Here is a 24,369-nt window from a genome sequence, read left to right on the forward strand (position 1 = left end):
AAAAAGTGAAAGAAGAGTTATTTAAAGAAAAGTCTCGTTACATTACAGGGGTTGTTTTAATCATTGTAGCAGGCTTGATTTTGTATGCGGACAATTTGTTGTTGTTTTGGGCTGTTTTAGGGGGGATTTATGCGGTAGGGTTTTTTGAAGCGTTAAGGTTGTTCCAGGTCAAAGCGGGCTTTAGCTTGTATCTCATTCTAGTGTTGTCATGGGTGGCGGCGTATTTTAACGGGCATCCTGTAGAATGCGCTCTTATCAGCGCGATGGTCATGGCTAGCGTCATCGCTTATCAAAAAGCGCACCACAGCGAAGCCATTTTACCCTTTTTGTATCCGGGCGTTGGGTTTTTTGCGCTTTTTGGGGTTTATAAGGATTTTGGCGCAGTGGCGATCATTTGGCTTTTAGTGGTGGTGGTCGCAAGCGATGTGGGGGCGTTTTTTGGAGGCAAGCTTTTAGGCAAAACCCCTTTCACAGCCACTTCACCGAATAAAACCTTAGAGGGTGCATTGATTGGTGTTGTTTTGGCGAGCGTTTTGGGATCGTTTGTGGGCATGGGGAAATTGAGCGGAGGCTTTCTTATGGCGCTTCTATTTAGTTTTTTAATCGCTTTTGCAGCGGTGTTTGGGGATTTGTATGAAAGCTATTTGAAAAGAAAGGCTGGGATCAAAGATAGCGGTAAGATTTTACCCGGGCATGGGGGCGTTTTAGACCGATTGGATTCCATGCTTTTTGGGGCTTTAGGCTTGCATGCGTTGTTGTATTTTTTAGAAGTTTGGAAAGAGACGGCGGTGTTTTTAGGGGACTGAATGGTTGTTTTAGGAAGCACCGGCTCTATCGGGAAAAACGCCCTTAAAATCGCAAAAAAATTCAAGGTAGAAATAGAAGCCTTAAGCTGTGGGAAAAATATCGCTTTAATCAATGAGCAAATCCAAATTTTCAAACCCAAAAAAGTAGCGATTTTAGATCCTAACGATTTGAATAATTTAGAGCCTTTGGGAGCGAAAGTGTTTGTAGGGTTAGAGGGCATTGATGCGATGATAGAGGAGTGCGTTTCAAATTTAGTTCTTAACGCCATTGTGGGCGTAGCCGGATTGAAAGCGAGCTTTAAAAGCTTACAAACTAATAAAAAACTGGCCCTAGCGAATAAAGAAAGTTTGGTGAGCGCGGGGCATTTATTAGACATTTCACAAATCACGCCCGTTGATAGCGAGCATTTTGGTTTGTGGGCGTTGTTGCAAAACAAGACTTTAAAGCCTAAATCTTTAATCATTAGCGCGAGTGGGGGGGCTTTTAGGGACACGCCTTTAGAATTTATTCCTATTCAAAACGCGCAAAATGCGCTCAAGCACCCTAATTGGAGCATGGGATCTAAAATCACCATTGATTCAGCGAGCATGGTCAATAAGCTTTTTGAAATTTTAGAAACCTATTGGCTTTTTGGCGCGTCTTTAAAGATTGATGCGCTCATTGAAAGGAGTTCTATCGTGCATGCTTTGGTGGAGTTTGAAGACAACTCTGTCATCGCACATTTAGCGAGCGCGGACATGAAATTACCCATAAGCTACGCCATTAACCCTAAATTAGCTTCTTTGAGTGCTTCCATCAAGCCCTTAGACTTATACGCTTTAAGCACGATTAAATTCGAACCCATTAGCGTGGAGCGCTACACTTTGTGGCGTTATAAAGATTTGTTGTTGGAAAATCCCAAGCTTGGCGTGGTGTTGAATGCGAGCAATGAAGTGGCGATGGAGAAGTTTTTAAATCAAGAAATCGCTTTTGGAGGCTTTATCCAAATCATCTCTCAAGCCTTAGAATCATACGCTAAAATGCCTTTCAAGCTCTCTAGTTTAGATGAAGTGCTAGAATTAGACAGAGAAGTTAGGGAGCGTTTTAAAAATTATAGGTAGTGTTGAATGAATGGTTTGATAAGGAGTTGATGCGTGTTTAAATCAGCTTTTGGTGCTTTTAGCTCTAATTTCTAGCGTTATAATCCATCTCGTTAGGGTTGCGTAAAACCCCACTTTTTAAAAAAATGAAAGAATATTAAGGTTAAACAAGCTCATTGAACTAAACCTACAAGCTTATAGCCTATTTCCTCACAAACTGCTTGTATAAAAATTCCTTTCTCCCTATGGCGATGATATGGTTGCGCATTTTGTCATGCAAATCGCCTAAGAAAAAAGGGGCTTTTAAGGCGAGTTTAGGAATGTCTAGGGCATACACTTGAATTAAGTAATGGTGATCGCCATTAGGGGGCATGGGGCCGATATAGACGCTGTTATTGAGATTGGAGCGTTGTTTTTCGCTTTCATTGAGCGGTGAACGGATAAAGCCTTGAGTGAGCGAATTGACCCCTTGAGTAATCCTTTTATCCATCATGGAAGCGTTTTCTTCTAAAACATTATAAGAAATATTGCCCACGACCCAATGGACAAACGGCATGCCGCACACTTTTTGCGCGTCATGATCTATTAATTCTAAAGCGTAGCTTTTAGCGCCTTCCACTTTTTGCCATGAGATTTTAGGCGAATAAGTGGGTAAGCCGTTTGGGTTAAGAAACCCTCTAGGGGCGTTACCGCCAAATTTAGCGTCCAAATACCCTTCTGAATCGGTTTGAATCATCACTTCAAAAGTTTTCATTTTAAGCCCTTTTTCTTTGAAATCGTTTTGTGTTTTCTTATTGTAGCATGATCATAAAAATACATCTTAATTTGGAGCATGGTATTAGAATAATCATTTTTAATGATTAAATAGTTATTTATTTTTACTAGTTACCATTGAACGCATGGAAAGTAAAATAAATCGTTTGAGTGCCAAAATAGACGCACTATTGGAACAGCAAAAAAGAGTGATTTCTTTACTAGAAACTTATTTGAGCGTTTATCCCGCCCAAGAGGCTTCAAATAAGTTTTTTAAAGGCGTTAGTCAAGGGATGGAGTTAGCCCCAGAAATCGTGCAAGAAGATGAAGAAAAACGCCTTTACGTGTTGCAATATTTAAGCCATGTGGATATTACTAAAAACAAGCAAGACTCCCAGCTCAAAAAAGATTGTTTGGAATTTATCCAAAGGTTTAATGTCCCAAAGCCCATTATCATTACCGCTCTTTATAACCTTAGGGGCATTAAACCCACTAAAAAAGAAGTCGCAAAACAATTGCAAAAACTCTATGTGTGGGAGAAGCGTTACCAACAAGGGGGGATAGACGCTTTAAAAGACAGGCGTGGGAGACCCCTTAAAAAACCTTAAGCGGGTTGGTAGCGGCTATGTTGGTTTTTAATGGGGGTATTCGCATTTCTCAAAATGTTTTCAAAAATTCATCTTATTTTAAGTTAAAATTAAGAAAATATCTTGTATTTAATCATAATTTAGACTTAGATAAGAAAATCTATGTAAAATTTTTGAGGAGAATATTAACCTTGTTACAACGAATTTATTTAGACAATAACGCTACAACTAGGATTGACCCTAAAGTCAAAGAGATCATGGATCCTTTTTTAAGGGATCATTACGGGAACCCTAGCTCGTTGCACCAATTTGGCACAGAAACCCACCCAGCCATTGCAGAAGCGCTAGATAAGCTTTATAAAGGCATTAACGCTAGGGATATAGATGATGTGATCATCACTTCTTGCGCGACAGAAAGCAATAATTGGGTTTTAAAGGGCGTGTATTTTGATGAATGCTTGAAAAAGGGCAAAAACCATATTGTAACCACGGTTGCAGAGCATCCGGCGGTGCGATCCACTTGTAATTTTTTAGAAAGCTTGGGGGTGGAGGTTACTTACTTGCCCATTAATGAGCATGGGAGCATCACCGCAGAGCAAGTTAAAGAAGCGATCACAGAAAAAACCGCTCTAGTGAGCGTGATGTGGGCGAATAATGAAACCGGTCTCATTTTCCCTATTGAAGAAATTGGGGCTATCTGTAAAGAAAAGGGCGTGTTGTTCCATACCGATGCGGTGCAAGCGATTGGTAAAATCCCTGTAGATGTGTTGAAAGCGAATGCGGATTTCCTTTCTTTTAGCGCACACAAGTTTCATGGGCCTAAAGGCATTGGGGGGTTGTATATTAGAAGTGGGGTGGGATTGACCCCTCTTTTTCATGGCGGGGAGCATATGAATGGTAGGCGCAGCGGGACTTTGAATGTGCCTTATATTGTGGGCATGGGCGAAGCGATGAGATTAGCCGTAGAGCATTTAGATTATGAAAAAGAAGTGGTAGGGAAATTGCGCGACAAATTAGAAGAAGCGCTTTTGAAAATCCCTGATGTGATGGTGGTAGGGGATCGAGTCCATCGTGTGCCTAACACGACTTTAATCAGCGTGAGAGGGATTGAAGGAGAGGCCATGCTGTGGGATTTGAATCGCTCTAATATCGCCGCTTCCACAGGGAGCGCGTGCGCGAGTGAGGATTTAGAGGCTAATCCTGTCATGGTAGCGATTGGAGCGAGCAAGGAATTGGCTCATACCGCTATCAGGCTTTCATTGAGCCGTTTTAACACGGAAGCTGAAATTGATAAAACGATTGAAGTTTTCTCTCAAGCGGCTATAAGATTGAGAAACATTTCAAGCTCTTATTAAAAAGAATATAAAGGAATCAAAATGGCAAAACATGATTTAGTGGGTTCGGTTCTCTGGGACGCGTATTCTAAAGAAGTTCAAAGGCGCATGGATAACCCTACGCATTTAGGGGTCATCACCGAAGAGCAGGCTAAAGCCAAAAACGCTAAGCTCATTGTGGCGGATTATGGCGCAGAAGCATGCGGTGATGCGGTGAGGTTGTATTGGCTTGTAGATGAAAGCACGGATACGATTGTTGACGCGAAGTTTAAAAGCTTTGGTTGCGGGACAGCGATCGCAAGCTCAGACATGATGGTAGAGTTGTGTTTGAATAAAAGAGTCCAAGATGCGGTAAAAATCACGAATTTAGACGTGGAAAGAGGCTTGAGAGACGATCCGGACACACCGGCGGTGCCTGGGCAAAAAATGCACTGCTCGGTGATGGCGTATGATGTGATCAAAAAAGCTGCCGGCATGTATTTGGGGAAAAACGCTGAAGATTTTGAAGAAGAAATCATCGTGTGCGAGTGCGCTAGGGTGAGTTTAGGCACGATTAAGGAAGTGATTAGGCTCAATGATTTAAAAAGCGTTGAAGAAATCACTAACTACACCAAAGCCGGCGCGTTTTGTAAAAGCTGCGTGAGACCGGGAGGGCATGAAAAAAGGGATTATTACCTGGTGGATATTCTTAAAGAAGTGCGCGAAGAAATGGAAGCTGAAAAGCTTAAAGCGACCGCTAATAAATCCCAAAATGGGGAATTAGCTTTCAGGGAAATGACTATGGTTCAAAAGATTAAAGCGGTGGATAAAGTCATTGATGAGAATATCCGCGCTATGCTTATGATGGACGGAGGGGATTTAGAGATTTTAGACATTAAAGAAAGCGATGATTACATTGATGTGTATATCCGCTACATGGGGGCATGCGATGGGTGCATGAGCGCGACTACCGGGACTTTATTTGCCATTGAAAACGCCTTACAGGAATTATTGGATCGCAGTATTAGGGTGTTACCGATTTGATTTGTTCTTTTTAGGGGGTGAAGCCTTTTTCAAGCGAGTGCTAATAAACTTAAAATGAGGAATGATTAGCGCTTGCGACATTATTCATTATACGCTACTTTTATGCTAACATGCTATTTTGAAGCGATTTGCGATGATGATTGAAGGAACTTGATGAAAACGACAGAAAACACAGATGAAACTCACTTAAGGGGAACTAAAAATAAACTAGGACGCAAACCAAAAGCAGACGCTAATAAAAAAACTCGTGCGGTAAGTTTGTATTTTTCTGATGAGCAATACCAAAAACTAGAGAAAATGGCTAACGAAGAAGAAGAAAGCGTGGGATCTTATATCAAACGCTATATTTTGAAGGCTTTAAGAAAAATAGAGCAAAATGGCGCTTGATAATTTTTTAACTTGTTTTGAGTTTAGTTCTACGAGTTTTGCTATAAAACAAAACCAAAACCCCATTTTTATCTAGTATTTAGCTGTGTGGTTTTAAAAAAGAGAAATATTTTGGCTAAAAAAACTTCTTTATTTGAGTGTCAGCATTGCGGTTTTACAAGCCCTAAGTGGCTGGGCAAGTGCGTTCAATGCAACGCATGGGAAAGTTTTATAGAATTGAACCAAACCCAAAAGGAGGTTTTAAACACGCTTAAAAACCCGATCCCAAAAGCGCAAAAAAGCGTTTCTATCGCTGAAATTGAGCATGAAGAAGTGATCAAGTTTTCTTCCACTCAAAGCGAATTGGATATTGTCTTAGGTGGGGGGATTGCTAAAGGGGGATTGTATTTGGTGGGGGGGAGTCCTGGGGTGGGGAAATCCACTCTGCTTTTAAAAGTGGCTTCTGGCTTAGCCAAAAACCAGCAAAAGGTTTTGTATGTGAGTGGGGAAGAGAGCTTGAGTCAGATTAAAATGCGCGCCACTAGATTGGATTGCATAGAAAAAGAATTGTATCTGCTCAATGAAATCAATTGGCCTGTGATTAAGGCGAATATTGAAAGCGAAAATTATTTTGCTTGCGTGATTGATTCCATTCAAACGCTTTATTCGCCAGAGATTTCTTCAGCGCCCGGCTCTATTTCGCAAGTGCGAGAGATCACTTTTGAGCTCATGCGTTTAGCCAAAACAAGAAATATTGCTGTTTTTATCATCGGTCATATCACTAAAGAAGGGAGCATTGCAGGGCCTAGAGTGCTAGAGCATATGGTGGATAGCGTGCTGTATTTTGAAGGCGATCCTAGTAGGGAATTAAGGATTTTAAGGAGTTTTAAAAACCGCTTTGGCCCTACGAGTGAAATCGGCTTGTTTGAAATGAAAGAGCAGGGTTTGGTGAGCGCTAAAGAAGCTTCAAGCTTGTTTTTTTCCAAAGAAGAGCCTATGGAGGGGAGTGCCATTACCATTACTTTAGAAGGCTCAAGAGCGTTGATTTTAGAGATTCAGGCGTTGGTGAGCGAGTGCAGTTTTGGAGTGCCCAAACGATTAGCGAACGGGTTTGACACCAACCGCCTTAACATGCTCATCGCTTTGTTAGAAAAAAAGCTAGAAATCCCCTTAAACCGCCATGATGTGTTTATTAATGTGAGCGGAGGCATTAAGATTAGCGAGCCGGCTTGCGATTTAGCGGTCATTGCCAGTATCCTTTCAAGCTTTAAAAACAGAAAAATTGACAATAAAACGGCGTTTTTGGGCGAAGTGAGTTTGAATGGCAGGATTTTAGAAGCCCCTAATTTGAACGCTAGATTGAAAGAAATGGAAAATTACGGCTTTTTAAAAGCCATTTTGCCTAAAAAACCCAGTCAAAAAACCTCTATCAAATGCTATGAAGCCAATGCGGTGGGTAAGATTGTTGAATGGATGTGATTTTAACTTTTGTTACCTAATAGAACAGAGTCTTATTAAAATTTAAACTCAATTTAAAGAACAATTACCATCTTTTTTAGTTATAATGGCGGACACCATTAAAATTAAAACAAAGGTTATTCAATGAAGGTATTATCTTATTTGAAAATTTTTTATCTTTTTTTACTAATAGGAGCGATCATGCAAGCGAATGAAAACATGGGGGCTAAACACCCTAAAACCGATGAAAGAGTGATTTACTTGGCTGGGGGGTGCTTTTGGGGGTTAGAGGCGTATATGGAGAGGATTTATGGCGTCATAGACGCAAGCTCTGGTTACGCTAACGGCAAGACTTCAAGCACGAATTATGAAAAATTGCATGAGAGCGATCATGCTGAAAGCGTGAAGGTGGTTTATGATCCTAAAAAGATCAGTTTGGACAAGTTGCTACGCTATTATTTTAAGGTGATTGATCCGGTGAGCGTGAACAAGCAGGGTAATGATGTGGGCAGGCAGTATCGCACAGGGATTTATTATACCAATAGCGCGGATAAAGAAGTGATAGATCACGCCTTAAAAGCGTTGCAAAAAGAAGTGAAAGGCAAAATCGCCATTGAGGTAGAGCCTTTAAAAAATTATGTGAGGGCTGAAGAATACCACCAGGATTATTTGAAAAAACACCCCGGTGGTTATTGCCATATTGATTTGAAAAAGGCGGATGAAGTGATTGTGGATGACGATAAATACACCAAACCCAGCGATGAAGTTTTAAAGAAAAAACTCACCAAACTCCAGTATGAAGTAACGCAAAACAAACACACTGAGAGACCCTTTGAAAACGAGTATTACAACAAAGAAGAAGAGGGCATTTATGTGGATATTACCACAGGCGAGCCGTTATTTTCTTCAGCGGATAAATACGACTCCGGTTGTGGGTGGCCAAGCTTTTCTAAGCCCATCAATAAAGATGTGGTGAAATACGAAGACGATGAGAGCCTTAACAGGAAACGCATTGAAGTATTGAGCCGTATTGGTAAGGCGCATTTAGGGCATGTGTTTAACGATGGGCCCAAAGAATTAGGGGGCTTAAGGTATTGTATCAACAGCGCGGCTTTAAGGTTTATCCCCTTAAAAGACATGGAAAAAGAGGGCTATGGCGAGTTTATCCCTTATATCAAAAGGGGTGAATTGAAAAAATACATCCAGGATAAAAAAACGCACTAAGGGGTAATGACTAAGCTCTCTTAAGGGGGGGTTTAAAATAGAGGGTTCAAGCGTTTGGGTTATCTTATGGGTTATTTTAAAAACGCTAAAAATCACCTTAACTGATTGTTTTTTAACTATTCTTATTCAAAAAAAAACAACCCCTATAAAATATTTTATTTCTTAAAAGAAGTCATTTAAAAAATGTATTTTTTTGTTTTCATTAAATAGGGATAATTAAAACTTTTTTAAAAAGCTATCCTTTATTAAAATCAAGCTCTTTTGCTGTTTGATCTTTAAAAATGCCCTTGAGCGTTTTTAGATTTAACCCATAATGAGCTTGTGTAAGGTCGCTAAAATGCTTAAGGCATAAATGAGGAGCAATAAGATTTTATGCACCTTTTCATTAGCCAAAGCAATGAGCTTGATGCCAATGCCCACCCCTAAAAACGCTCCAATGCCGGTAATCACCCCCGCTTGAACGCTTATATTATCAAGAACCTTCCCGTTATAAAGAGAGATGACCCCAGATAAAGAAGCGAACACCACAAAAAATAGCCCCAAAGGCACGATTTTTTTAGAATCGTATTTCAAAAAATAGCCCAAAAACGGCACCATTAAAATCCCCCCACCCATGCCTAGCGGGATAGAAAAGATGCCGGTAACAAAACCAGCGAGCATCAAAACCCCATGCGTTCTATCCATAGACACAAAGGGGATTGCGCGCTTTTTTTCTGGCGTTTTGTTATTCGCATGCAAATCAAAATGCATTTCTTCAAAATGCTCTGGCTTCTTGTTGCTAGAAAAAGCGTATTTGATAAAGGTGTAGCACACCACCACCACAAACACGCTCATTAAAATTTTATCGTTAATGATCTTTAAGATAAAGCTCCCTAAAATCGCCCCCATTAGCCCTCCAAGCGCGGCAAATGAGCCTTCTCTCAAATCCAATAAGCCCTTTTTGTAATTGATGATAGAGCCGACCACTGAAGAAAAAAGCATTTGCATGAGCGAAATACCCACCGCATGGCTATAACTAAAATGGGCAAAAATCGCGCTAGGGACGACAATTTCCCCCCCACCAATACCAAAAAACCCAGCGGTAATGCCGGTGAATAGCCCCACAAGAGCCAAAATGAACGCTGTTGATTCTTCCATGAAAAACTCCCTAAATTCTAAATTATTACTTTATCAAAAAAGAGTGATAATCTTTAAAAATTTTTCTTTAATGATTGCAAAAATAGGGTTTTGATTGCTTTAATTTTATCGCTTGAGAGCGGTTGTAAGAGATTATCCAAGCTCTCTTTACTTGATTAATTTTAAAAAGGCCTTCAAGCGTTTTTAAACAAGCCCCCCTTTTTAAAGAGAGTTTTAGTAAGCAAACACATAATTGAGATACACGCTATAGAGCCTTCTGTATTTGAGTTCAGCCCCCATGAAAGAATAATAATCCGTGTTAATGGTGGGGATTTTCACGCCCAATTCCATGCCATGCTGAGCGGCATGATCGCTGTCTTTGTTCTTAGGCCTAGCGAGATTCATCCTCAAGCCTAGATTGAATAAAAATTGGAAATTAGCCACATTCATCTTAGCGCTATAGATATTACCCACCATGTTCAAATTCACAAATTCAGAATTAAGCCACGAAGTCCCGGCTAACGCAAAGCCACCAAAAAGCCCCACAGAGAGTTTGTTGTTTTTGCCTAAGAAATTGGTGTTTTTATCATTGATGAAGTTATAGAGAGCGTCCATACCCACCCCATAAGTCCAAACATCAGAAGCCGAGTTGAAAAAGTTGGATTTAATGAACGCATGGTTATAGTCAAAAAAGCCGTAATACCTTAACCCCCAATTCCTTTTTTTACCAAAGAATTGCTTATAGCCCACTTGCACGCCGATCCCATTCATCGCGCCGTTATTGGTTTGAGAACTGATCATGCCAAAGCGCCTGAAAGGGTTTTTGCCTAGTTCTTGCGTGGTGGTTTGGAGCTGGCTGTATTTGTTGGTATCCAAAGAATAAGTGAGCAAACCTTCTGGGGAATTAGGGTTTTGAGTGGAATGCGTCATGTTTTGAAGAGATTTAGCGTTAGGCAAGCTAGAGATAGCGCTATTGATCGCTGTTGAGTCTTTGTTTAGAGTGTTAAGGGCTTCTTTAAAATTCAAAATGGTTTGAGCCAAAGCTTTTTCTTGATTGACCTGGTTGCCATAATAAGCGGTGTGTTGCACCAAAGAGTTTAAAGTTTCCTTCACAAACGCACAGCCTGAACCATAAGTGTTGTCGTTAATCACACCAGCCGATCCTGCGGTGCATTCTTTTAGATCTTGTTGGATAGGCCCTTGAATGCTGTGGAAATTATTCGCAACTTGTTGGGCTAAGCTTAAAATCTCTGCTTGAGCGTTAGCTCTATTGAGCATTTCTTTTGCGAACCCTTTGCCTTCAGAAGTGTAGGGGTTGAAATTGTCTGGTTGCGTGATTTGGGTGTTTTCATTAGCGTTAAGCTGTTGAGTTTTTGCTAGGGCTGTTTGAGCGTTTTTAATCATCTCGTTAATAGCGTTAAAGCTATCGCCAAAAATATCCATCACAGTCCCGGTCTTGCCGCTAAACCCCCATGCCCCACCGCCACCATTCACATGCGGGTTTTGAGTGGTAAGGACATTGATGATAGTAGCGGCTTGTTGCAAAAGGTTTTCAGCGTCATTGACGCTGCTAATCCTTAGCTGGATTGACACTGGAGATCCGCCTGAATAATAATTGCCATTCCCATTGTGGTAAGTGTATTCTGTGGTAGGGTTTCTTGTGAAAGTTTGATTGATATTGACTACCATATTTTTAGAGCTATTCAAGGCAGGCATTCCGCCTCCTTGGTTTTGGTTTAAAGCGGTTTGGATAGTTTGATAAGCGGTATTGAGAACCTGGTATTCACTACTAGACAGAATGCCATTTGGCCCTACATTACTAGCTCCATTACAAGTGGTGGTGGTCGTTCCGCTACCGGTGTTGTAGCTGTAGTTTGGCGTGTTGTCAAACGATCGAACGCCCCCATTTTCTAAATGTTCTTGGCCAAGATTGGGGCCAGGGCCGCAGCTGATGCCAAAGGCTATGACTTGCCACATGCCCACAGCGGCATTGAGCGCTAAAGCCACAGCTTGATAGGCCGGAGAAGTGGTGGTAGCGCTAGTGAGGTTGATCGCGCTTGAGCTTAAATTGTCAATCGCGCTGGTGATCGCGCTGGGCGTGCTGGCTAGATTGACTAAAGAGTTAAGGTAGTTGTATTGGTTTAAAAGGTTGCTCAAGTTATCGTATCGGTCCGCAAGATTTTGCAATGCTCCAGTGTTTTTCACTTGTTGGACCGCTTCACCGATCTGATAGCCCACGCTCATGTAAAATCCATCGTCTTCAGCGTTTAAGAGTGGTGCAGTAAGAGCGAGAGAGAGGGTTAAAAGGGTTTTTTTCACTTTCTTTTTCATGTTTTCCTTCCTTTTCTTTGCCTTTTGTTGATTTCACATTCCCATGATAGTCATGTTTATGAGATTTCGCCATTTTACCATAAAATGCTTATTCTTAACTTAAAATTTATATTTTGAAAAAAAAAAAAAACAATTTTAAGTATTTTTTACAATAAAATATCATAGAGCTTGATTTAAGAAAAGGGATTTTATCCGGTTTGAAATTGGTTTTTAAATCTTTGGTTACAATCAAGCCATTCTAATGAGAAAGAAAGGCATGTTGGAAAAGATACAAAAAGAATGGTTGAGCAACATTCAAAAAGATTTGCTGTCTGGTTTTGTGGTGGGGCTTTCTGTGATCCCAGAGACCGCTGGCTTTGCGATCATGGTGGGTTTAGATGTGGGCGTGGCGTTTTATACGACCTTTTACATGGCTTTTGTGTTGTCTCTTTTTGGGGCTAGAAAGGCGATGATTAGCGCAGCGGCCGGTTCAGTAGCACTCATTTTGGTGGGCGTGGTTAAAAACTATGGGCTTGAATACGCGGGCGTGGCGACTCTTATGGCAGGAATGTTGCAAATTCTTTTAGGCTATTTGAAAATAGGGAATCTTTTGAGGTTTATCCCCCAATCGGTGATGTATGGCTTTGTGAACGCGCTAGGCATTTTGCTTTTAACAGAGCAATTCAAATTCCTTCAAAACCAAAATTTAGGGGTGTTTGTCTTGCTCGCTATTGGGATACTCATCATTTACCTCTTCCCCTTAATCACTAAAAAAATCCCCTCTAATCTGATTTGTATCCTTGCAGTGAGCGCGATCGCTTTAATTTTTGATACGCATGCGCCGAATTTGGGGAGCATTGAGCAAGGGGTTTCAGGCTTTCATTTCATCATTATCCCCAAAAATTTGGATTTTAAAATGGTGGTAGGATTGTTGCCTTACGCTCTTTCTTTAGCGCTAGTGGGAACGATAGAAAGCTTATTGACCGCTAAAACTTTAGACATGATTTTAAAAGACGGCGTGAGCGATAAAAATAAAGAAACTAAAGCGCAAGGCTTGGGGAATATCATCTCAGGGCTTTTAGGGGGAATGACAGGGTGCGCTTTAGTGGGGCAGTCTATCATTAACGCAAAATCCGGGGCTAAAACAAGGCTTTCTACTTTTTTTACCGGCTTTTCTTTAATGGTGCTGATATTAGTGTTTAATGAATATGTGGTTAAGATCCCCATTGTGGCGGTTGTGGCGGTGATGGTGATGATTTCTTTCACCACTTTTAATTTCCAATCCATTATTAACGTTAAAAAAATCAAGCTCTATGACACGCTGAACATGCTCTTAGTCGTGGCGGTGGTTTTATACACGCATAATTTAGCGATAGGGGTTGTGGTGGGGGTTTTAGTCAATGCGTTATGGATTAAATCTAAAGGGATTGCGTGAAATTTTGCTATAAAAAAGATGAGTTAAAAATATGGCTCCAGATGTAGGATTCGAACCTACGACCAAGCGGTTAACAGCCGCCTACTCTACCGCTGAGCTAATCTGGAATTTCGCTCACAAAATAAAGAGAAATTTTAGTGTGTTTTTTGTAAAAAGTCAAGTAAAATGATGCCATTATGCATTGAGAGCCAAAAATTGGAGAGCCAAAAAGTTGGCTTTGTCCTCATTGATAATGAGAACAAATTCAATATCAATAAGCCAAAACATAATTGAAATACACGCTATAAAGCCTGCGGTATGCTAATTTAGCGCCCATGAAAGAATAGTAATTCGTGTTGATGGTGGGGATTTTCACGCCTAATTCCACGCCATGGTGAATCCCTTGAAGCCTTAAACCGGTATTGAACAAGAATTGGAAATTGGTGTTGTTGATCTTAGCGCTGTAGGCGCTATTGGTGATTTTTAAATTCGCAGATTGGTTATTAAGCCATGTCGTTCCAGCTAGAGCGATGCCTCCAAAAATACCAAAAGAGATTTTGCGGTTTTGATTGGATCCGCCATTGATGAAATTCAATAAAAGATCGCTGCCGGCGCCATAAGTGAAAACATTAGAAGCGGAGTTGAAAAAGTTGGATTTGATATACGCATAGTTGTAATCAAAAAAGCCATAATATCGGATCCCAAAAAATTTATTTTTCCCAAAAAATTGCTTATAGCCTAGCTGCACGCCCACGCCATTCATCGCCCCGTTATCGCTTTGAGAGTTGATTAAACCCACGCTTCTAAAAGGGTTATGGCCAAACTCTTTGGTGGTGGTTTGGAATTGAGAATATTGGGTTTCGTTGAGAGAATAACTATAGCTAGATCGGCTCACCAAACTTTGAAACCCTTTAGAATCGGGCGTTTTTTGAAGGGTGTTATAGATGGTTGCTAAATTGTCCCCTTTGAGGTAAGAGATAGTGTCATTAATAACGCCTGAGACTTGATTGAGGTTTTTATTGAAATCAGCGTTGTTAAACGCGTTTTGTTGGTTTGGACCTTCTGGAGCAGTTCTTCGGGCGTCTGCGGCGGCTTTTTTAGCGCTACCAATCATGCTATTAATGGCGTTAAAGGTATTGCCAAAAATAGCGCATGCGTTCCCGCTTGCATTAATGCCCCATGGTTTGCCATTGCCCCCGTCTATTCCTGGGCATTGGCTTTGAAGGGTGCTAATAATGGTGCTAGCTTGCCCTAAAAGATGTTCATAGTCATTTTCAATGGTGAGATTATTGTTTTTATTTTCTAGGGTATTTTGGAGCAATTGAGAAGTTGCTTTGAGTTTTTCGTATTCACTAGCTGATAGCGTGCCATTGGCTAAATTAGAGGCTATCACTTGCCACATGGCTACCGCAGAGCTGAGCGCTGAGGACACGGCTTGATTGGCGGTATTAGGGGTTGTTTTCAATCTACTAGCGCTCTCTTTTAGATTGTCAATCGCTTGAGCGGTGCTTGAATCGGTGTTAGAGGCCGTTTGTTTGAGCTCGTTATAGCGGGTTAAAAGATTGTTTAAATTTTCGTAAGCGTTGGAGACTTTTTGGATTTCGCCGGTGTTTTTCACTTGTTGAACCGCCTCGCCGATTTGATAGCCCACGCTCATAAAAACGCCGTCATCTTCAGCAAGGAGCGATGACGCCATGAGAGAAAGTAAAATCGTTTTTTTCATAAAATGTTCCTTAAAGTAATGTTTTATTTGTAAAATCGTATCAAATTGAAACTTTATTTACAATTAGTTTAAAGTATGCCATAAATTTATTGAATTTTTAATAAAATTGAGCAAAAATTAAGAAATTTTGCTTTGTTTTGGATTTAAAAAAAGGTTTTTGATAGTGAAAAATGTTTTGAGTATTTTTAAATTTCACCGCTTAAGGAGATTGGGGCTAAAAATTTTCAAAGCGTTTTGCAAATCTTCTTTGGTGTCAATGCCCACGCTTTGGCTTTGAACGATTTTCACTGCAATCTTTTTTTGGTAATACAAAGCCCTTAATTGCTCTAATTTTTCTATTTCCTCTAAAACGCATGGTTTTAAAGCGCATAATTCTTCTAAGATTTCTTTATTGTGGAAGCCATAAATACCGATATGCCCTAAAAGGGGGGTTTGGCGTTTCGCATCAAAATCTCGTAAAAAAGGGATAAGGGAGCGCGAAAAATACAAGGCGTTATTTTGATTGTCTAAAACCACCTTGACTAAATTAGGGCTCTTGGCTTGTTCTTCATCAATGATTTTGGCGCAAGTCGCCATGAAAGGGGCGTTTTGGGTGGCTTCTAGTAACGCTAAAATGACTTCTTTTTCTAAAAAAGGCTCATCGCCTTGCAAGTTTAAAACCCTTTCATCGCTTTTTAACCCTAAAATTCGCGCCGCTTCCAAACAGCGTTCCGTGCCGCTATTGTGGTGTTTGGAGGTTAGCACCGCTTTAATGCGGAATTTTTGGCACGCTTTCATGATGCTTTCATCATCGCAAGCGACTACGCATTCATCTACTAGATTCGCATTTTTAGCGCAACGCACTACCATAGGCAAGCCAAAAATGTCTTCTAGCACTTTATTTTCAAAACGACTGGATTTTAATCTAGCAGGAATGATAATCATCTTTAAACCTTTTTAAGCCAAAATAGGGGATTTTTATGGTATTATACCCATTTGAAACGCTTATTTCTTTTATTGTTGTAAGGATTTAGGCTATTGAACTTTAGGAGTTTTAATGATATTAAGAGCGAGTGTGTTGAGCGCATTACTTCTTGTAGGCTTAGGGGCAGCCCCTAAACATTCAGTTTCAGCTAATGACAAACGGATGCAGGATAATTTAGTGAGCGTGATTGAAAAACAAACCAATAAAAAGGTGCGTATTTTAGAAGTCAAACCTTTAAAATCCAGCCAGGATTTAAAAATGGTTGTTATTGAAGATCCGGACACTAAATACAATATCCCGCTTGTAGTGAGTAAGGATGGTAATTTAGTCATAGGGCTTGGCGGTATCTTTTTTAGCAATAATAGTGAAGATGTGAAGTTGCTTACAGAGACCAATCAAAAAATCCTAGCCCTTAATACCACCCAACAAAATAGCGCGAAATTGAACGCTATTTTTAATGAAATACCGGCTGATTATGCGATAGAGTTGCCCTCTACTAACGCTGAAAATAAGGATAAAATCCTTTATATTGTTTCTGATCCCATGTGCCCTCATTGCCAAAAAGAGCTCACTAAGCTCAGGGATCACTTGAAAGAAAACACCGTGAGAATGGTTGTAGTGGGGTGGCTTGGGGTCAATTCAGCTAAAAAAGCGGCTTTGATCCAAGAAGAAATGGCGAAAGCTAGGGCTAGGGGAGCGAGCGTGGAAGATAAAATCTCTATTCTTGAAAAGATTTATTCCACCCAATACGATATTAACGCTCAAAAAGAGCCTGAAGATTTACGCACTAAAGTGGAAAATACCACTAAGAAGATTTTTGAATCTGGCGTGATTAAGGGCGTGCCTTTCTTATACCATTATAAGGCATGATATAAGGCTACTCTCATGAAAAAACCCTACAGAAAGATTTCTGATTATGCGATCGTGGGTGGTTTGAGCGCGTTGGTGATGGTGAGCATTGTGGGGTGTAAGAGCAATGCTGATGACAAACCCAAAGAGCAAAGCTCTTTAAGTCAAAGCGTTCAAAAAGGCGCGTTCGTGATTTTAGAAGAGCAAAAGGATAAATCTTACAAGGTTGTTGAAGAATACCCCAGTTCAAGAACCCATATTATAGTGCGCGATTTGCAAGGCAATGAACGGGTGCTCAGCAATGAAGAGATTCAAAAGCTCATCAAAGAAGAAGAAGCCAAAATTGATAACGGCACGAGCAAGCTTATCCAGCCTAATAATGGAGGGAGTAATGAAAGCTCAGGCTTTGGATTGGGGAGTGCGATTTTAGGGAGCGCGGCGGGGGCGATTTTGGGGAGTTATATTGGCAATAAGCTTTTCAATAACCCTAATTACCAGCAAAACGCCCAACGGACCTACAAATCCCCGCAAGCTTACCAACGCTCTCAAAATTCCTTTTCTAAAAGCGCACCTAGTGCTTCAAGCATGGGCGGTGCGAGTAAGGGACAGAGCGGGTTTTTTGGCTCTAGTAGGCCTACTAGCTCGCCGGCGGTAAGCTCTGGGACAAGGGGCTTTAACTCATAATTTAATTGATTCAAGGCTAAAAAATGCAAGTGATTCCTTTAAAACCTTTAGACAATAAGACCTTAGAAGAAATCGGCTTAGATTGGCACACGAATGACGACATGTCATCTTATATCGCTGATGAAATGGTGGTTGTTTCTCAAAAAGAAGCGGACGCTTATTATGACGCTTGTAATGAGCTTTATGACATGTTTGTAGAGACAGCTGAAGAGGCCATTAAAAACGATCGCTTTTTTGAATTGGATATTCCTAACGCGCTCATTCCTATGATCAAACAGAGTTTTGAAGAAGAAGTGCATTGGCATATTTACGGGCGTTTTGATTTAGCCGGGGGGCTTGATGGCAAACCCATTAAATTACTGGAATTTAACGCTGATACCCCTACCATGCTCTATGAAACCGCAGTGATCCAATGGGCGTTACTCAAAGCGAATGGCTATGATGAAAACAAGCAATTCAATAACCTTTATGAAGCACTTGGCGAGAATTTTAAACGCCTGGTTACTTTGGGTGAAGACACGAGCCGTTTTGAGGAAATGTATGAGGGGTGGAAAATCCTTTTTTCAAGCGTTAGGGGGAATATTGAAGAAGAGCGCACCATGCGTTTTTTGCAAGACGTTGCTCAAAGCGTGGGGTTTGAAACGGATTTTTCTTACATTGATGAGGTGGAATTCAATATAGAAGAGGGCGTGTTTAAAAACGGCTTGAATTATGAGTTTTTATTCAAACTAATCCCATGGGAAAACATCGCTATTGATGAGCCAGAATTAGCCCTTTTGATGCAAGGCATGATGGAAAATAAAAACACGATTTTTTTAAACCCGGCTTATACGATCCTTTTCCAATCCAAGCGTTTTTTAAAACTTTTATGGGACAGATACCCCAACCACCCTTTATTGTTAGAAACGAGCTATGAGCCTTTAACCCATAAAAAGCAAATCAAAAAAGTGGCTTTTGGTAGGGAAGGGGCGAATAGTGAAATCTTTGAAGCTTCCATGCAATCGCTTTTGAAAACGGACGGCGTTTATTCTAACCACAAACCCGTTTATCAGGAGTTTTACGAGCTTAATTCGCATAACGGGTTGTATTATCAGCCTAATGTGTTTTTTGCTTATGAATCTTGCGCGCTAGGGTTTAGAAAAGGGGGGTTAATTTTGGATAATTTTTCTAAATTCGTGAGCCATAGGTTGCAGTAATGACTGCAATGATGCGTTATTTCCACATCTATGCGACCACTTTTTTCTTCCCTTTGGCGCTTCTTTTTGCGGTTAGCGGGCTTTCATTGCTCTTTGGGGTGCGCCAAGACACTGGTGCTACTATCAAAGAGTGGGTTTTAGAAAAATCCTTAAAAAAAGAAGAACGATTGGATTTTTTAAAAGACTTCATAAAAGAAAACCATATCGCTATGCCTAAAAAGATAGAGCCTAGAGAGCATAGGGGAGCGTTAATCATTGGCACGCCTTTGTATGAAATCAACCTTGAAACTAAAGGCGACCAAACCAAAATCAAAACCATTGAAAGGGGCTTTTTAGGCGCACTCATCATGCTGCATAAGGCTAAAGTGGGCGTTGTGTTTAAGGCACTTTTGGGGATTTTTTGCGTGTTTTTATTGTTGTTTTATTTGAGCGCGTTTTTAATGGTGGCTTTTAAGGACACTAAACGCATGTTTATAAGCGTTTTGATAGGGAGTGTGGTGTTCTTTGGAGCGATCTATTGGTCTTTGTAGGGTTTAAAATATCAGCTTTGTTTTGGATATTGGTTATGAAATCTAAAAAATGCCTTTTGGGTGTTTTGACAACCAAAATAAAAAAGCTTGCGTAAGCGATAATTTCTCATAATGCGCTCTTAGGGGTTAGGGAGATTTTAAAAAAGGGGGTTGTAGGGGAATGATTTCAAAAAACCCCTTATCCCCTTATGAGCTTTTTAAAAGTCCTATTTTTTTAAAAAATTAAAGAATAACTAAACCAACAAACCCCTAAAACTCTATCTTTAAACTAAAAGCGTTTTTATCTGCCTCATCTAACAACAATTTTTAAAAGAACGCTTGAAATTTAACTATTTTTCATTATTTTTATCAAGTCTTTTTATAGCGTGTGCAATATCGCTCTGTTATCGTGTGATTCGCATTTATAGCGTGCTTATAATAATAACACGCAAAGCCATAAATTAAAACCATTGAAAAACACAACCAAACGCATATCTATCCATAGCGTAAAAACACGCTAAAACATTTTTATAGGACTTTTAAACCTAAAACCCACTTCAAGCTAACCTAACAAAAATTTACACCATAAAAACACGCTAACAAACACAACCAAACAACCGCAAAAAACATTCAAAAAGTTTTCTTTTTGAAAATAGACAAATCCCTAAAAACACTAAAGACTAAAAAATCAATAGGGGGATTTCTGCTTTAGCTCTTAAAACAGAGCCAAATCTTTGAAAAGTTTTAAGTTAAACATAATTTAGGGGATTGGTTAAATTTTCAATACCCCCTGAGTTTAGTGAGGTTTTCGCATGCCTGTTTCATGCCCAATTTACAGCCCTTGTCATAAATCATTATGGCGTTTTCTTTATCTTTCATGTTGTAATACATGCCCGCTAGAGCGAAACAACCCACTTCATCGCCCATATCGCAACCCCTTTCATAATTATCAAGGGCTTTCCTCAAATCTTTTGGAACAGCGTCCCCTTGGGAATACATAAAGCCCATCCTAGAGCAACTCACCGCGCTCCCCATATCGCATGCTTGTTTGAAATAATCAAAAGCCTTTTGGGGATCTTTTTTGACATACCTGCCTAACATATACATAGAGCCTAAACTCGCACAACCACCAGAATTGTTTAAAGCACAAGCTTTTTGCAAATAATCAAACGCCACTTCAAAATCTTCATCAAGCCCTGCATCGCCATTTTCAAACAAACTCCCTAACGCGCGACAAGCCTGCCCATCGTATAATCGGCACGCTTTCAAATAATAAATCACGGCTTTATGGTTGCTTTGTTTGACTTCTAAAAAGCCTTTTTCATAAGCCACGCCCAAAACATAACACCCCTTAGCCATATCAAAATTGCAACTTTTTTGATAGTAGGTAACCGCTTGAGCGGCATTGCCTTTGATTTTTCGGTCATAAATAATGCCTAAATTGTAGCAACTCTCAGGGTGTTTTAAAACGCACGCCTTAGCATAAGCGTCAATGGCCTCTTGATAATTTTGAGTCGTGCCTAACCCCTCATCATAAAGCCCCCCTAAACCAAAACACCCTTCCCTATCATCAGCCTGGCATGCGGTTTTATAATATTCTAGGGCTTTTTTATAATCTATTCTAGTGCCTTGCCCGTTTTCATAAATGATTCCTAATTGCGTGCAACCTTCACTCACCCCATCGTTGCATGCTTTTTTAAAATAAGATGTGGCTTTAGAATAATTCCCGCTTTTATAGGCTCTTTCAGCAACCCCTAAAAAGCTATTGTCTTTTTTCCCCCATAAATGGGCATTCAAGCACCAAAAAAATAACCCACAAACTAATATTTTTAAAATTTTCATTCTTACCTTCTTTATAAATTCTGATTTTTAGAACCCTCTTCAATCAAAACAAAAAAATGCAACACTCCATTTTAACATAAATCAAGCGCTTTGATTAAGGCTTGGAAGAATCCTTACGCTCTTCTTTATGCTCTAAAGAGGTGATGTAAAGGTAAATCGCTTGGATTTCTTCTAAATTGAGATTGTATTTAGGCATCATGCCTTTGCCTAAACTCAAGGCGTCTTTAAAGGTTTTAAAATCTAAATGGTTGATTTTAGGGGCGTAGAGGATTTTTTTCTCGCCTTTTTCATAATAAAAAGTGATTTCTTGTTTTTCGCCTTTAATGCCATGGCATTTCGCGCACGCAACACCCCTAGGGTTTTTATAAAGAGCCATCCCGTATTCTAAATCAGAGATGAAATCCGCTTCTTTAGCGTTCAAACTTAACCACCACCAAAACAAAACTAGCGCGATAAACAAACGCATTAAAACAACTGCGCCTTTTCTAAAATCTCTTTCGCCCCGCTTTGCAAAAATTCTTCTAAAAGCTCTTGCACTAAATCAAACGCCCTAGTTTTATCCCCTCGCTTTTCTTTAGTGATGACTTCTTTCCCATTAGGCAAGCCCAAAACCGCCTGGATTTTAACCCTATCGCCCATTAAACTCGCATGCACGCCTATAGGAATCTGACACCCCCCATTAAGCCCTTTGATAAACTCCCTTTCTAAACGGCAGCAAAACGCGCTTTCTTCATCGTTGAGTTTTTGAAGCGTAATAAAATGCTTGTGTTTTTTGAGCATTTCTACCCCTAAAGCCCCCTGACCCATGCTAGGAATCATTTCTTCTACGCTAAAAGCCTTGCGGTATTTCGCCCCTTGAATGTTTAAGCGTTGCAGTCCGGCTTCAGCTAAAATGATAGCGTCAAATTCTCCGCATTCAAGCTTTTTCAAACGGGTTTGGACATTTCCCCTTAAGCTTTCTGTATCTAAATCCTGGCGTTTCAGTTTGAGCTGCATGGAGCGTCTTAAAGAAGTCGTGCCAACCTTGGCTCCTTTAGGCAAGCTCATCAAATCAGGGAATTTCACGCTCAAAAAAGTGTCTCTCACATCAGCCCTTTTAATGATGCATGCCAAGTCTAACCCCTTTTCAAACACGACCGGCACATCTTTTAAAGAATGCACCGCCAAATCAATTGCACCTTTTAAAAGCAATTCTTCTAGTTCTTTAGTGAATAGCCCCTTACCGCCGATCTTATTTAAAGGGGTGTCTAAGATTTTATCGCCTTTAGTCTTAACGATTTGAATCTCGCTTTCTATAAAGCATTCTTTTTTCAGGCGTTCTTTAATGTGATTCGCTTGCCATAAGGCCAATTCGCTCCCCCTAGAGCCAATCACTAATTTTTCCATTCCCTCCCCCTTATTCGCTTTCTAGCATTTCTAAAATTTTTTCTTCTAATTCGGTGTCTTTGATCGTTTGTTTTTCTAAATTAGCGCGTTTGATGCATTCAAATTCTTTACTTTCTAAAGTTTGCTTCCCAACAATCAAGGCTAATCGTTCCCCAATCAATTCAAAATCCCTCATCTTCGCCCCAAAACGAGCGTCTCTGTCATCTAACAGCGCATCAACGCCCTTTTGGAGCAGCCTTTCATACACTTCAAAAGCGAGTTTTTTTTGCGCTTCATCTTTCCAATTAGAAACCACGATCACCACATCAAAGGGAGCGGTATTTTTCGTCCACACACAGCCTAGATCATCGCTTTTTTGCTCTAAAATCGCGCTGAGCAATCGGCTAATGCCTATCCCATAGCACCCCATTTCAAAAAATTGCTCCTTACCATTCTTATCCAAGAAACTCGCCTTCAAGCTTTTAGCATAGCCTTGGTTGAGTTTGAAAATATGCCCCACTTCCAAACTCTTATGGTATTTCAACGCTCCTTGACAATTAGGGCAACAATCGCTCTCTTTAACCTGGACAATATCCGCATAAACAAGGTTTTCAAACCCTTTTAAATCCACGCCCACCGCATGAAAATCCTTTTCATTAGCCCCAACGATCAAACAATCGCCCTCTTTTAAATCTTCATCAAAAATGATATAAGAAACATGCTTTTTCAAGCCATAAGGCCCTATAAAGCCCGCTATTAACCCTGCGTGGTTTAAATCTTCTTTGCTGGCCTCTCTTAATTCTAAAGCGTTCGCTCCTATAATGTTCAAAGCGTTTAGGGCTTTAGTCTCTTCTAAATTGTCATCGCCTCTAACAAAAAAGCACGCTAGGGTTTCTTTATCTTTATGGATCACTTTTCTAACAAGCGCTTTTAAGACAAAATAAGGCTCTGTTTTAAAAAACTCCGCCACGCTTTGCGCGCTAGTGGTATTAGGGGTAGGGAATTTCGCTAACTGCGCTTTGGGGACATTCAAAGGCTCAGGCCTTTTAGAGCGTTTAGCGATTTCAATATTGGCGGCATAATCGCAATTTTGACACACCACGATCGTGTCTTCCCCGCATTCTGTTAAAACGACAAATTCCCTGCTTTTACTCCCTCCAATCGCCCCGCTATCCGCTTCCACAATGCGAAAATCCAAACCCAAATCGCTTAAAATCTCTTTATAAGCGTTTTGCGTGTTTAAAAATTCCTTATCCAAGCTCTCAGCATCTTCATGAAAGCTATAACCATCTTTCATGATAAATTCCCTCGCTCTCACTAACCCGAATCGTGGGCGGATTTCATCACGGAATTTCGTGTGGATTTGATAGAGATGGACGGGTAATTGCTTGTAGCTTTTAATGAAATTAGCGGCAATTTCGGTGATATTTTCTTCTAAAGTGGGGCTTAAAACAAAATCATTGTCTTTTCGGTCTTTAAAAACCAATAATTCCTTGCCGTATTTATCCAAACGGCCTGATTTTTCCCACAAACTTGCCAAAACCACAAAACTCATTAAAATATTTTGCGCCCCATGCTCTTGCATGCGTTTGTGCGTGATGTTTTCTATTTTGTCTAGCACTTTTTTAGCTAAGGGCAGGAAATTATAAATCCCGCTGCCTACTTGATAAATGTATCCTGCTTGAGCTAAGTGTTTATGGCTTTTTAACACGGCATCTTTAGGGGGTTCTTTGAGGGTGGGGGCAAAGAGTTTTGAAAATAGCATG

Annotated in this window: 22 protein-coding genes and 1 tRNA gene; 13 read left to right on the forward strand and 10 right to left on the reverse strand. The window is 40.3% G+C overall.

Going from position 1 to position 24,369, the window contains the following annotated elements:
- Positions 1 to 5 precede the first annotated feature (5 nt).
- Positions 6 to 806 carry a phosphatidate cytidylyltransferase gene (locus I6852_RS01890; protein ID WP_197291466.1) on the forward strand — a complete coding sequence of 267 codons (801 nt, stop codon included), beginning with the start codon at positions 6 to 8 and terminating at the stop codon, positions 804 to 806.
- Complete coding sequence (gene dxr / locus I6852_RS01895; RefSeq protein ID WP_197291465.1) at positions 807 to 1,907, forward strand: 1-deoxy-D-xylulose-5-phosphate reductoisomerase; 1,101 nt, start codon at positions 807 to 809, stop codon at positions 1,905 to 1,907.
- Between the two features lie 181 nt (positions 1,908 to 2,088).
- Here the strand turns inward: dxr and I6852_RS01900 are convergent, their stop codons facing one another.
- Positions 2,089 to 2,640: a YbhB/YbcL family Raf kinase inhibitor-like protein gene (locus I6852_RS01900; protein WP_000846505.1), complete on the reverse strand. Its 552-nt coding sequence runs from the start codon at positions 2,638 to 2,640 to the stop codon at positions 2,089 to 2,091.
- 145 nt (positions 2,641 to 2,785) lie between these two features.
- Between I6852_RS01900 and I6852_RS01905 the strand changes: the two genes are divergently transcribed.
- The 6 genes from I6852_RS01905 (at position 2,786) to msrB (ending at position 8,631) form a co-directional block, all read left to right on the forward strand.
- Complete coding sequence (locus tag I6852_RS01905) at positions 2,786 to 3,247, forward strand: helix-turn-helix domain-containing protein (RefSeq protein WP_079334446.1); 462 nt, start codon at positions 2,786 to 2,788, stop codon at positions 3,245 to 3,247.
- Between the two features lie 170 nt (positions 3,248 to 3,417).
- Entirely contained in the window at positions 3,418 to 4,581 is a 1,164-nt protein-coding gene (locus I6852_RS01910) for a NifS family cysteine desulfurase (protein WP_078248365.1), read from the forward strand.
- A 21-nt stretch (positions 4,582 to 4,602) separates the two neighbouring features.
- Positions 4,603 to 5,583, forward strand: a complete 981-nt coding sequence (locus I6852_RS01915; RefSeq protein ID WP_001052012.1) for an iron-sulfur cluster assembly scaffold protein NifU — start codon at positions 4,603 to 4,605, stop codon at positions 5,581 to 5,583.
- A 153-nt stretch (positions 5,584 to 5,736) separates the two neighbouring features.
- Positions 5,737 to 5,970: a ribbon-helix-helix domain-containing protein gene (locus tag I6852_RS01920; protein ID WP_000858680.1), complete on the forward strand. Its 234-nt coding sequence runs from the start codon at positions 5,737 to 5,739 to the stop codon at positions 5,968 to 5,970.
- A 111-nt stretch (positions 5,971 to 6,081) separates the two neighbouring features.
- Positions 6,082 to 7,428 (forward strand): DNA repair protein RadA, encoded by a 1,347-nt coding sequence (gene radA / locus I6852_RS01925; protein WP_197291464.1) that lies wholly within the window; start codon positions 6,082 to 6,084, stop codon positions 7,426 to 7,428.
- A 123-nt stretch (positions 7,429 to 7,551) separates the two neighbouring features.
- A complete protein-coding gene (gene msrB, locus I6852_RS01930) occupies positions 7,552 to 8,631 on the forward strand; it encodes a peptide-methionine (R)-S-oxide reductase MsrB (protein ID WP_197291463.1) in 1,080 nt (359 codons plus the stop codon).
- Between the two features lie 303 nt (positions 8,632 to 8,934).
- Here msrB and I6852_RS01935 read toward each other — a convergent pair whose 3' ends face one another.
- Positions 8,935 to 9,768 carry a sulfite exporter TauE/SafE family protein gene (locus I6852_RS01935; RefSeq protein ID WP_033763776.1) on the reverse strand — a complete coding sequence of 278 codons (834 nt, stop codon included), beginning with the start codon at positions 9,766 to 9,768 and terminating at the stop codon, positions 8,935 to 8,937.
- 213 nt (positions 9,769 to 9,981) lie between these two features.
- Positions 9,982 to 12,078 carry a Hop family adhesin SabA/HopD gene (sabA, locus tag I6852_RS01940; RefSeq protein WP_231626093.1) on the reverse strand — a complete coding sequence of 699 codons (2,097 nt, stop codon included), beginning with the start codon at positions 12,076 to 12,078 and terminating at the stop codon, positions 9,982 to 9,984.
- A 256-nt stretch (positions 12,079 to 12,334) separates the two neighbouring features.
- Between sabA and I6852_RS01945 the strand changes: the two genes are divergently transcribed.
- Positions 12,335 to 13,492, forward strand: a complete 1,158-nt coding sequence (locus tag I6852_RS01945) for a SulP family inorganic anion transporter (RefSeq protein WP_197291462.1) — start codon at positions 12,335 to 12,337, stop codon at positions 13,490 to 13,492.
- A 32-nt stretch (positions 13,493 to 13,524) separates the two neighbouring features.
- On the opposite strand, the gene I6852_RS01950 is transcribed toward I6852_RS01945, so the two are convergent.
- The 3 genes from I6852_RS01950 to kdsB all read right to left on the reverse strand — a co-directional run bounded on the left by I6852_RS01950 (position 13,525) and on the right by kdsB (position 16,118).
- A tRNA-Asn gene (locus I6852_RS01950) sits at positions 13,525 to 13,599 on the reverse strand.
- A gap of 143 nt (positions 13,600 to 13,742) precedes the next feature.
- Positions 13,743 to 15,194 carry a porin HopA gene (hopA, locus tag I6852_RS01955; protein WP_197291461.1) on the reverse strand — a complete coding sequence of 484 codons (1,452 nt, stop codon included), beginning with the start codon at positions 15,192 to 15,194 and terminating at the stop codon, positions 13,743 to 13,745.
- A 192-nt stretch (positions 15,195 to 15,386) separates the two neighbouring features.
- A complete protein-coding gene (gene kdsB, locus I6852_RS01960) occupies positions 15,387 to 16,118 on the reverse strand; it encodes a 3-deoxy-manno-octulosonate cytidylyltransferase (protein ID WP_197291460.1) in 732 nt (243 codons plus the stop codon).
- Between the two features lie 112 nt (positions 16,119 to 16,230).
- Here kdsB and dsbK point away from each other — a divergent pair, with 112 nt between their 5' ends.
- From dsbK to I6852_RS01980, 4 genes are read left to right on the forward strand one after another with little or no spacing between them, the layout of a single operon-like run.
- Positions 16,231 to 17,028 carry a protein disulfide-isomerase DsbK gene (dsbK, locus tag I6852_RS01965; protein WP_197291459.1) on the forward strand — a complete coding sequence of 266 codons (798 nt, stop codon included), beginning with the start codon at positions 16,231 to 16,233 and terminating at the stop codon, positions 17,026 to 17,028.
- A gap of 15 nt (positions 17,029 to 17,043) precedes the next feature.
- The gene (locus I6852_RS01970; protein ID WP_050834060.1) at positions 17,044 to 17,691 is read left to right on the forward strand and encodes a UPF0323 family lipoprotein; all 648 of its coding nucleotides are present in this window, start codon (positions 17,044 to 17,046) and stop codon (positions 17,689 to 17,691) included.
- A gap of 23 nt (positions 17,692 to 17,714) precedes the next feature.
- Positions 17,715 to 18,887, forward strand: a complete 1,173-nt coding sequence (locus I6852_RS01975) for a glutathionylspermidine synthase family protein (protein WP_197291458.1) — start codon at positions 17,715 to 17,717, stop codon at positions 18,885 to 18,887.
- The gene (locus I6852_RS01980; RefSeq protein ID WP_197291457.1) at positions 18,887 to 19,417 is read left to right on the forward strand and encodes a hypothetical protein; all 531 of its coding nucleotides are present in this window, start codon (positions 18,887 to 18,889) and stop codon (positions 19,415 to 19,417) included. The genes I6852_RS01975 and I6852_RS01980 overlap by 1 nt, the downstream gene beginning before the upstream one ends.
- Positions 19,418 to 20,176: 759 nt before the next feature.
- Here the strand turns inward: I6852_RS01980 and hcpE are convergent.
- The 4 genes from hcpE to proS form a co-directional block, all read right to left on the reverse strand.
- Entirely contained in the window at positions 20,177 to 21,238 is a 1,062-nt protein-coding gene (hcpE, locus tag I6852_RS01985) for a Sel1-like repeat protein HcpE (protein ID WP_197291456.1), read from the reverse strand.
- Between the two features lie 94 nt (positions 21,239 to 21,332).
- Positions 21,333 to 21,704, reverse strand: coding sequence for a c-type cytochrome (locus I6852_RS01990; protein WP_197291455.1), 372 nt, complete (start codon positions 21,702 to 21,704; stop codon positions 21,333 to 21,335).
- On the reverse strand, positions 21,704 to 22,624 hold the full coding sequence (gene hemC / locus I6852_RS01995; protein ID WP_197291454.1) for a hydroxymethylbilane synthase: 921 nt from the start codon (positions 22,622 to 22,624) through the stop codon (positions 21,704 to 21,706). The genes I6852_RS01990 and hemC overlap by 1 nt, the downstream gene beginning before the upstream one ends.
- 10 nt (positions 22,625 to 22,634) lie before the next feature.
- Positions 22,635 to 24,368, reverse strand: a complete 1,734-nt coding sequence (gene proS / locus I6852_RS02000; protein WP_197291453.1) for a proline--tRNA ligase — start codon at positions 24,366 to 24,368, stop codon at positions 22,635 to 22,637.
- Between the last annotated feature and the right edge of the window lies 1 nt (position 24,369).

Source organism: Helicobacter pylori (assembly GCF_015904775.1).
Classification (GTDB): domain Bacteria; phylum Campylobacterota; class Campylobacteria; order Campylobacterales; family Helicobacteraceae; genus Helicobacter; species Helicobacter pylori_DM.

Coding starts and splice junctions, on each gene's coding strand:
- I6852_RS01945 (WP_197291462.1), top strand. CDS start 12,335: ATGTTGGAAAAGATACAAAAAGAATGGTTGAGCAACATTCAAAAAGAT.
- I6852_RS01970 (WP_050834060.1), top strand. CDS start 17,044: ATGAAAAAACCCTACAGAAAGATTTCTGATTATGCGATCGTGGGTGGT.
- I6852_RS01915 (WP_001052012.1), top strand. CDS start 4,603: ATGGCAAAACATGATTTAGTGGGTTCGGTTCTCTGGGACGCGTATTCT.
- hemC (WP_197291454.1), bottom strand. CDS start 22,624: ATGGAAAAATTAGTGATTGGCTCTAGGGGGAGCGAATTGGCCTTATGG.
- dsbK (WP_197291459.1), top strand. CDS start 16,231: ATGATATTAAGAGCGAGTGTGTTGAGCGCATTACTTCTTGTAGGCTTA.
- sabA (WP_231626093.1), bottom strand. CDS start 12,078: ATGAAAAAGAAAGTGAAAAAAACCCTTTTAACCCTCTCTCTCGCTCTT.
- hcpE (WP_197291456.1), bottom strand. CDS start 21,238: ATGAAAATTTTAAAAATATTAGTTTGTGGGTTATTTTTTTGGTGCTTG.
- proS (WP_197291453.1), bottom strand. CDS start 24,368: ATGCTATTTTCAAAACTCTTTGCCCCCACCCTCAAAGAACCCCCTAAA.
- I6852_RS01975 (WP_197291458.1), top strand. CDS start 17,715: ATGCAAGTGATTCCTTTAAAACCTTTAGACAATAAGACCTTAGAAGAA.
- I6852_RS01905 (WP_079334446.1), top strand. CDS start 2,786: ATGGAAAGTAAAATAAATCGTTTGAGTGCCAAAATAGACGCACTATTG.
- I6852_RS01990 (WP_197291455.1), bottom strand. CDS start 21,704: ATGCGTTTGTTTATCGCGCTAGTTTTGTTTTGGTGGTGGTTAAGTTTG.
- I6852_RS01980 (WP_197291457.1), top strand. CDS start 18,887: ATGACTGCAATGATGCGTTATTTCCACATCTATGCGACCACTTTTTTC.
- I6852_RS01935 (WP_033763776.1), bottom strand. CDS start 9,768: ATGGAAGAATCAACAGCGTTCATTTTGGCTCTTGTGGGGCTATTCACC.
- msrB (WP_197291463.1), top strand. CDS start 7,552: ATGAAGGTATTATCTTATTTGAAAATTTTTTATCTTTTTTTACTAATA.
- I6852_RS01900 (WP_000846505.1), bottom strand. CDS start 2,640: ATGAAAACTTTTGAAGTGATGATTCAAACCGATTCAGAAGGGTATTTG.
- I6852_RS01920 (WP_000858680.1), top strand. CDS start 5,737: ATGAAAACGACAGAAAACACAGATGAAACTCACTTAAGGGGAACTAAA.
- dxr (WP_197291465.1), top strand. CDS start 807: ATGGTTGTTTTAGGAAGCACCGGCTCTATCGGGAAAAACGCCCTTAAA.
- hopA (WP_197291461.1), bottom strand. CDS start 15,194: ATGAAAAAAACGATTTTACTTTCTCTCATGGCGTCATCGCTCCTTGCT.
- kdsB (WP_197291460.1), bottom strand. CDS start 16,118: ATGATTATCATTCCTGCTAGATTAAAATCCAGTCGTTTTGAAAATAAA.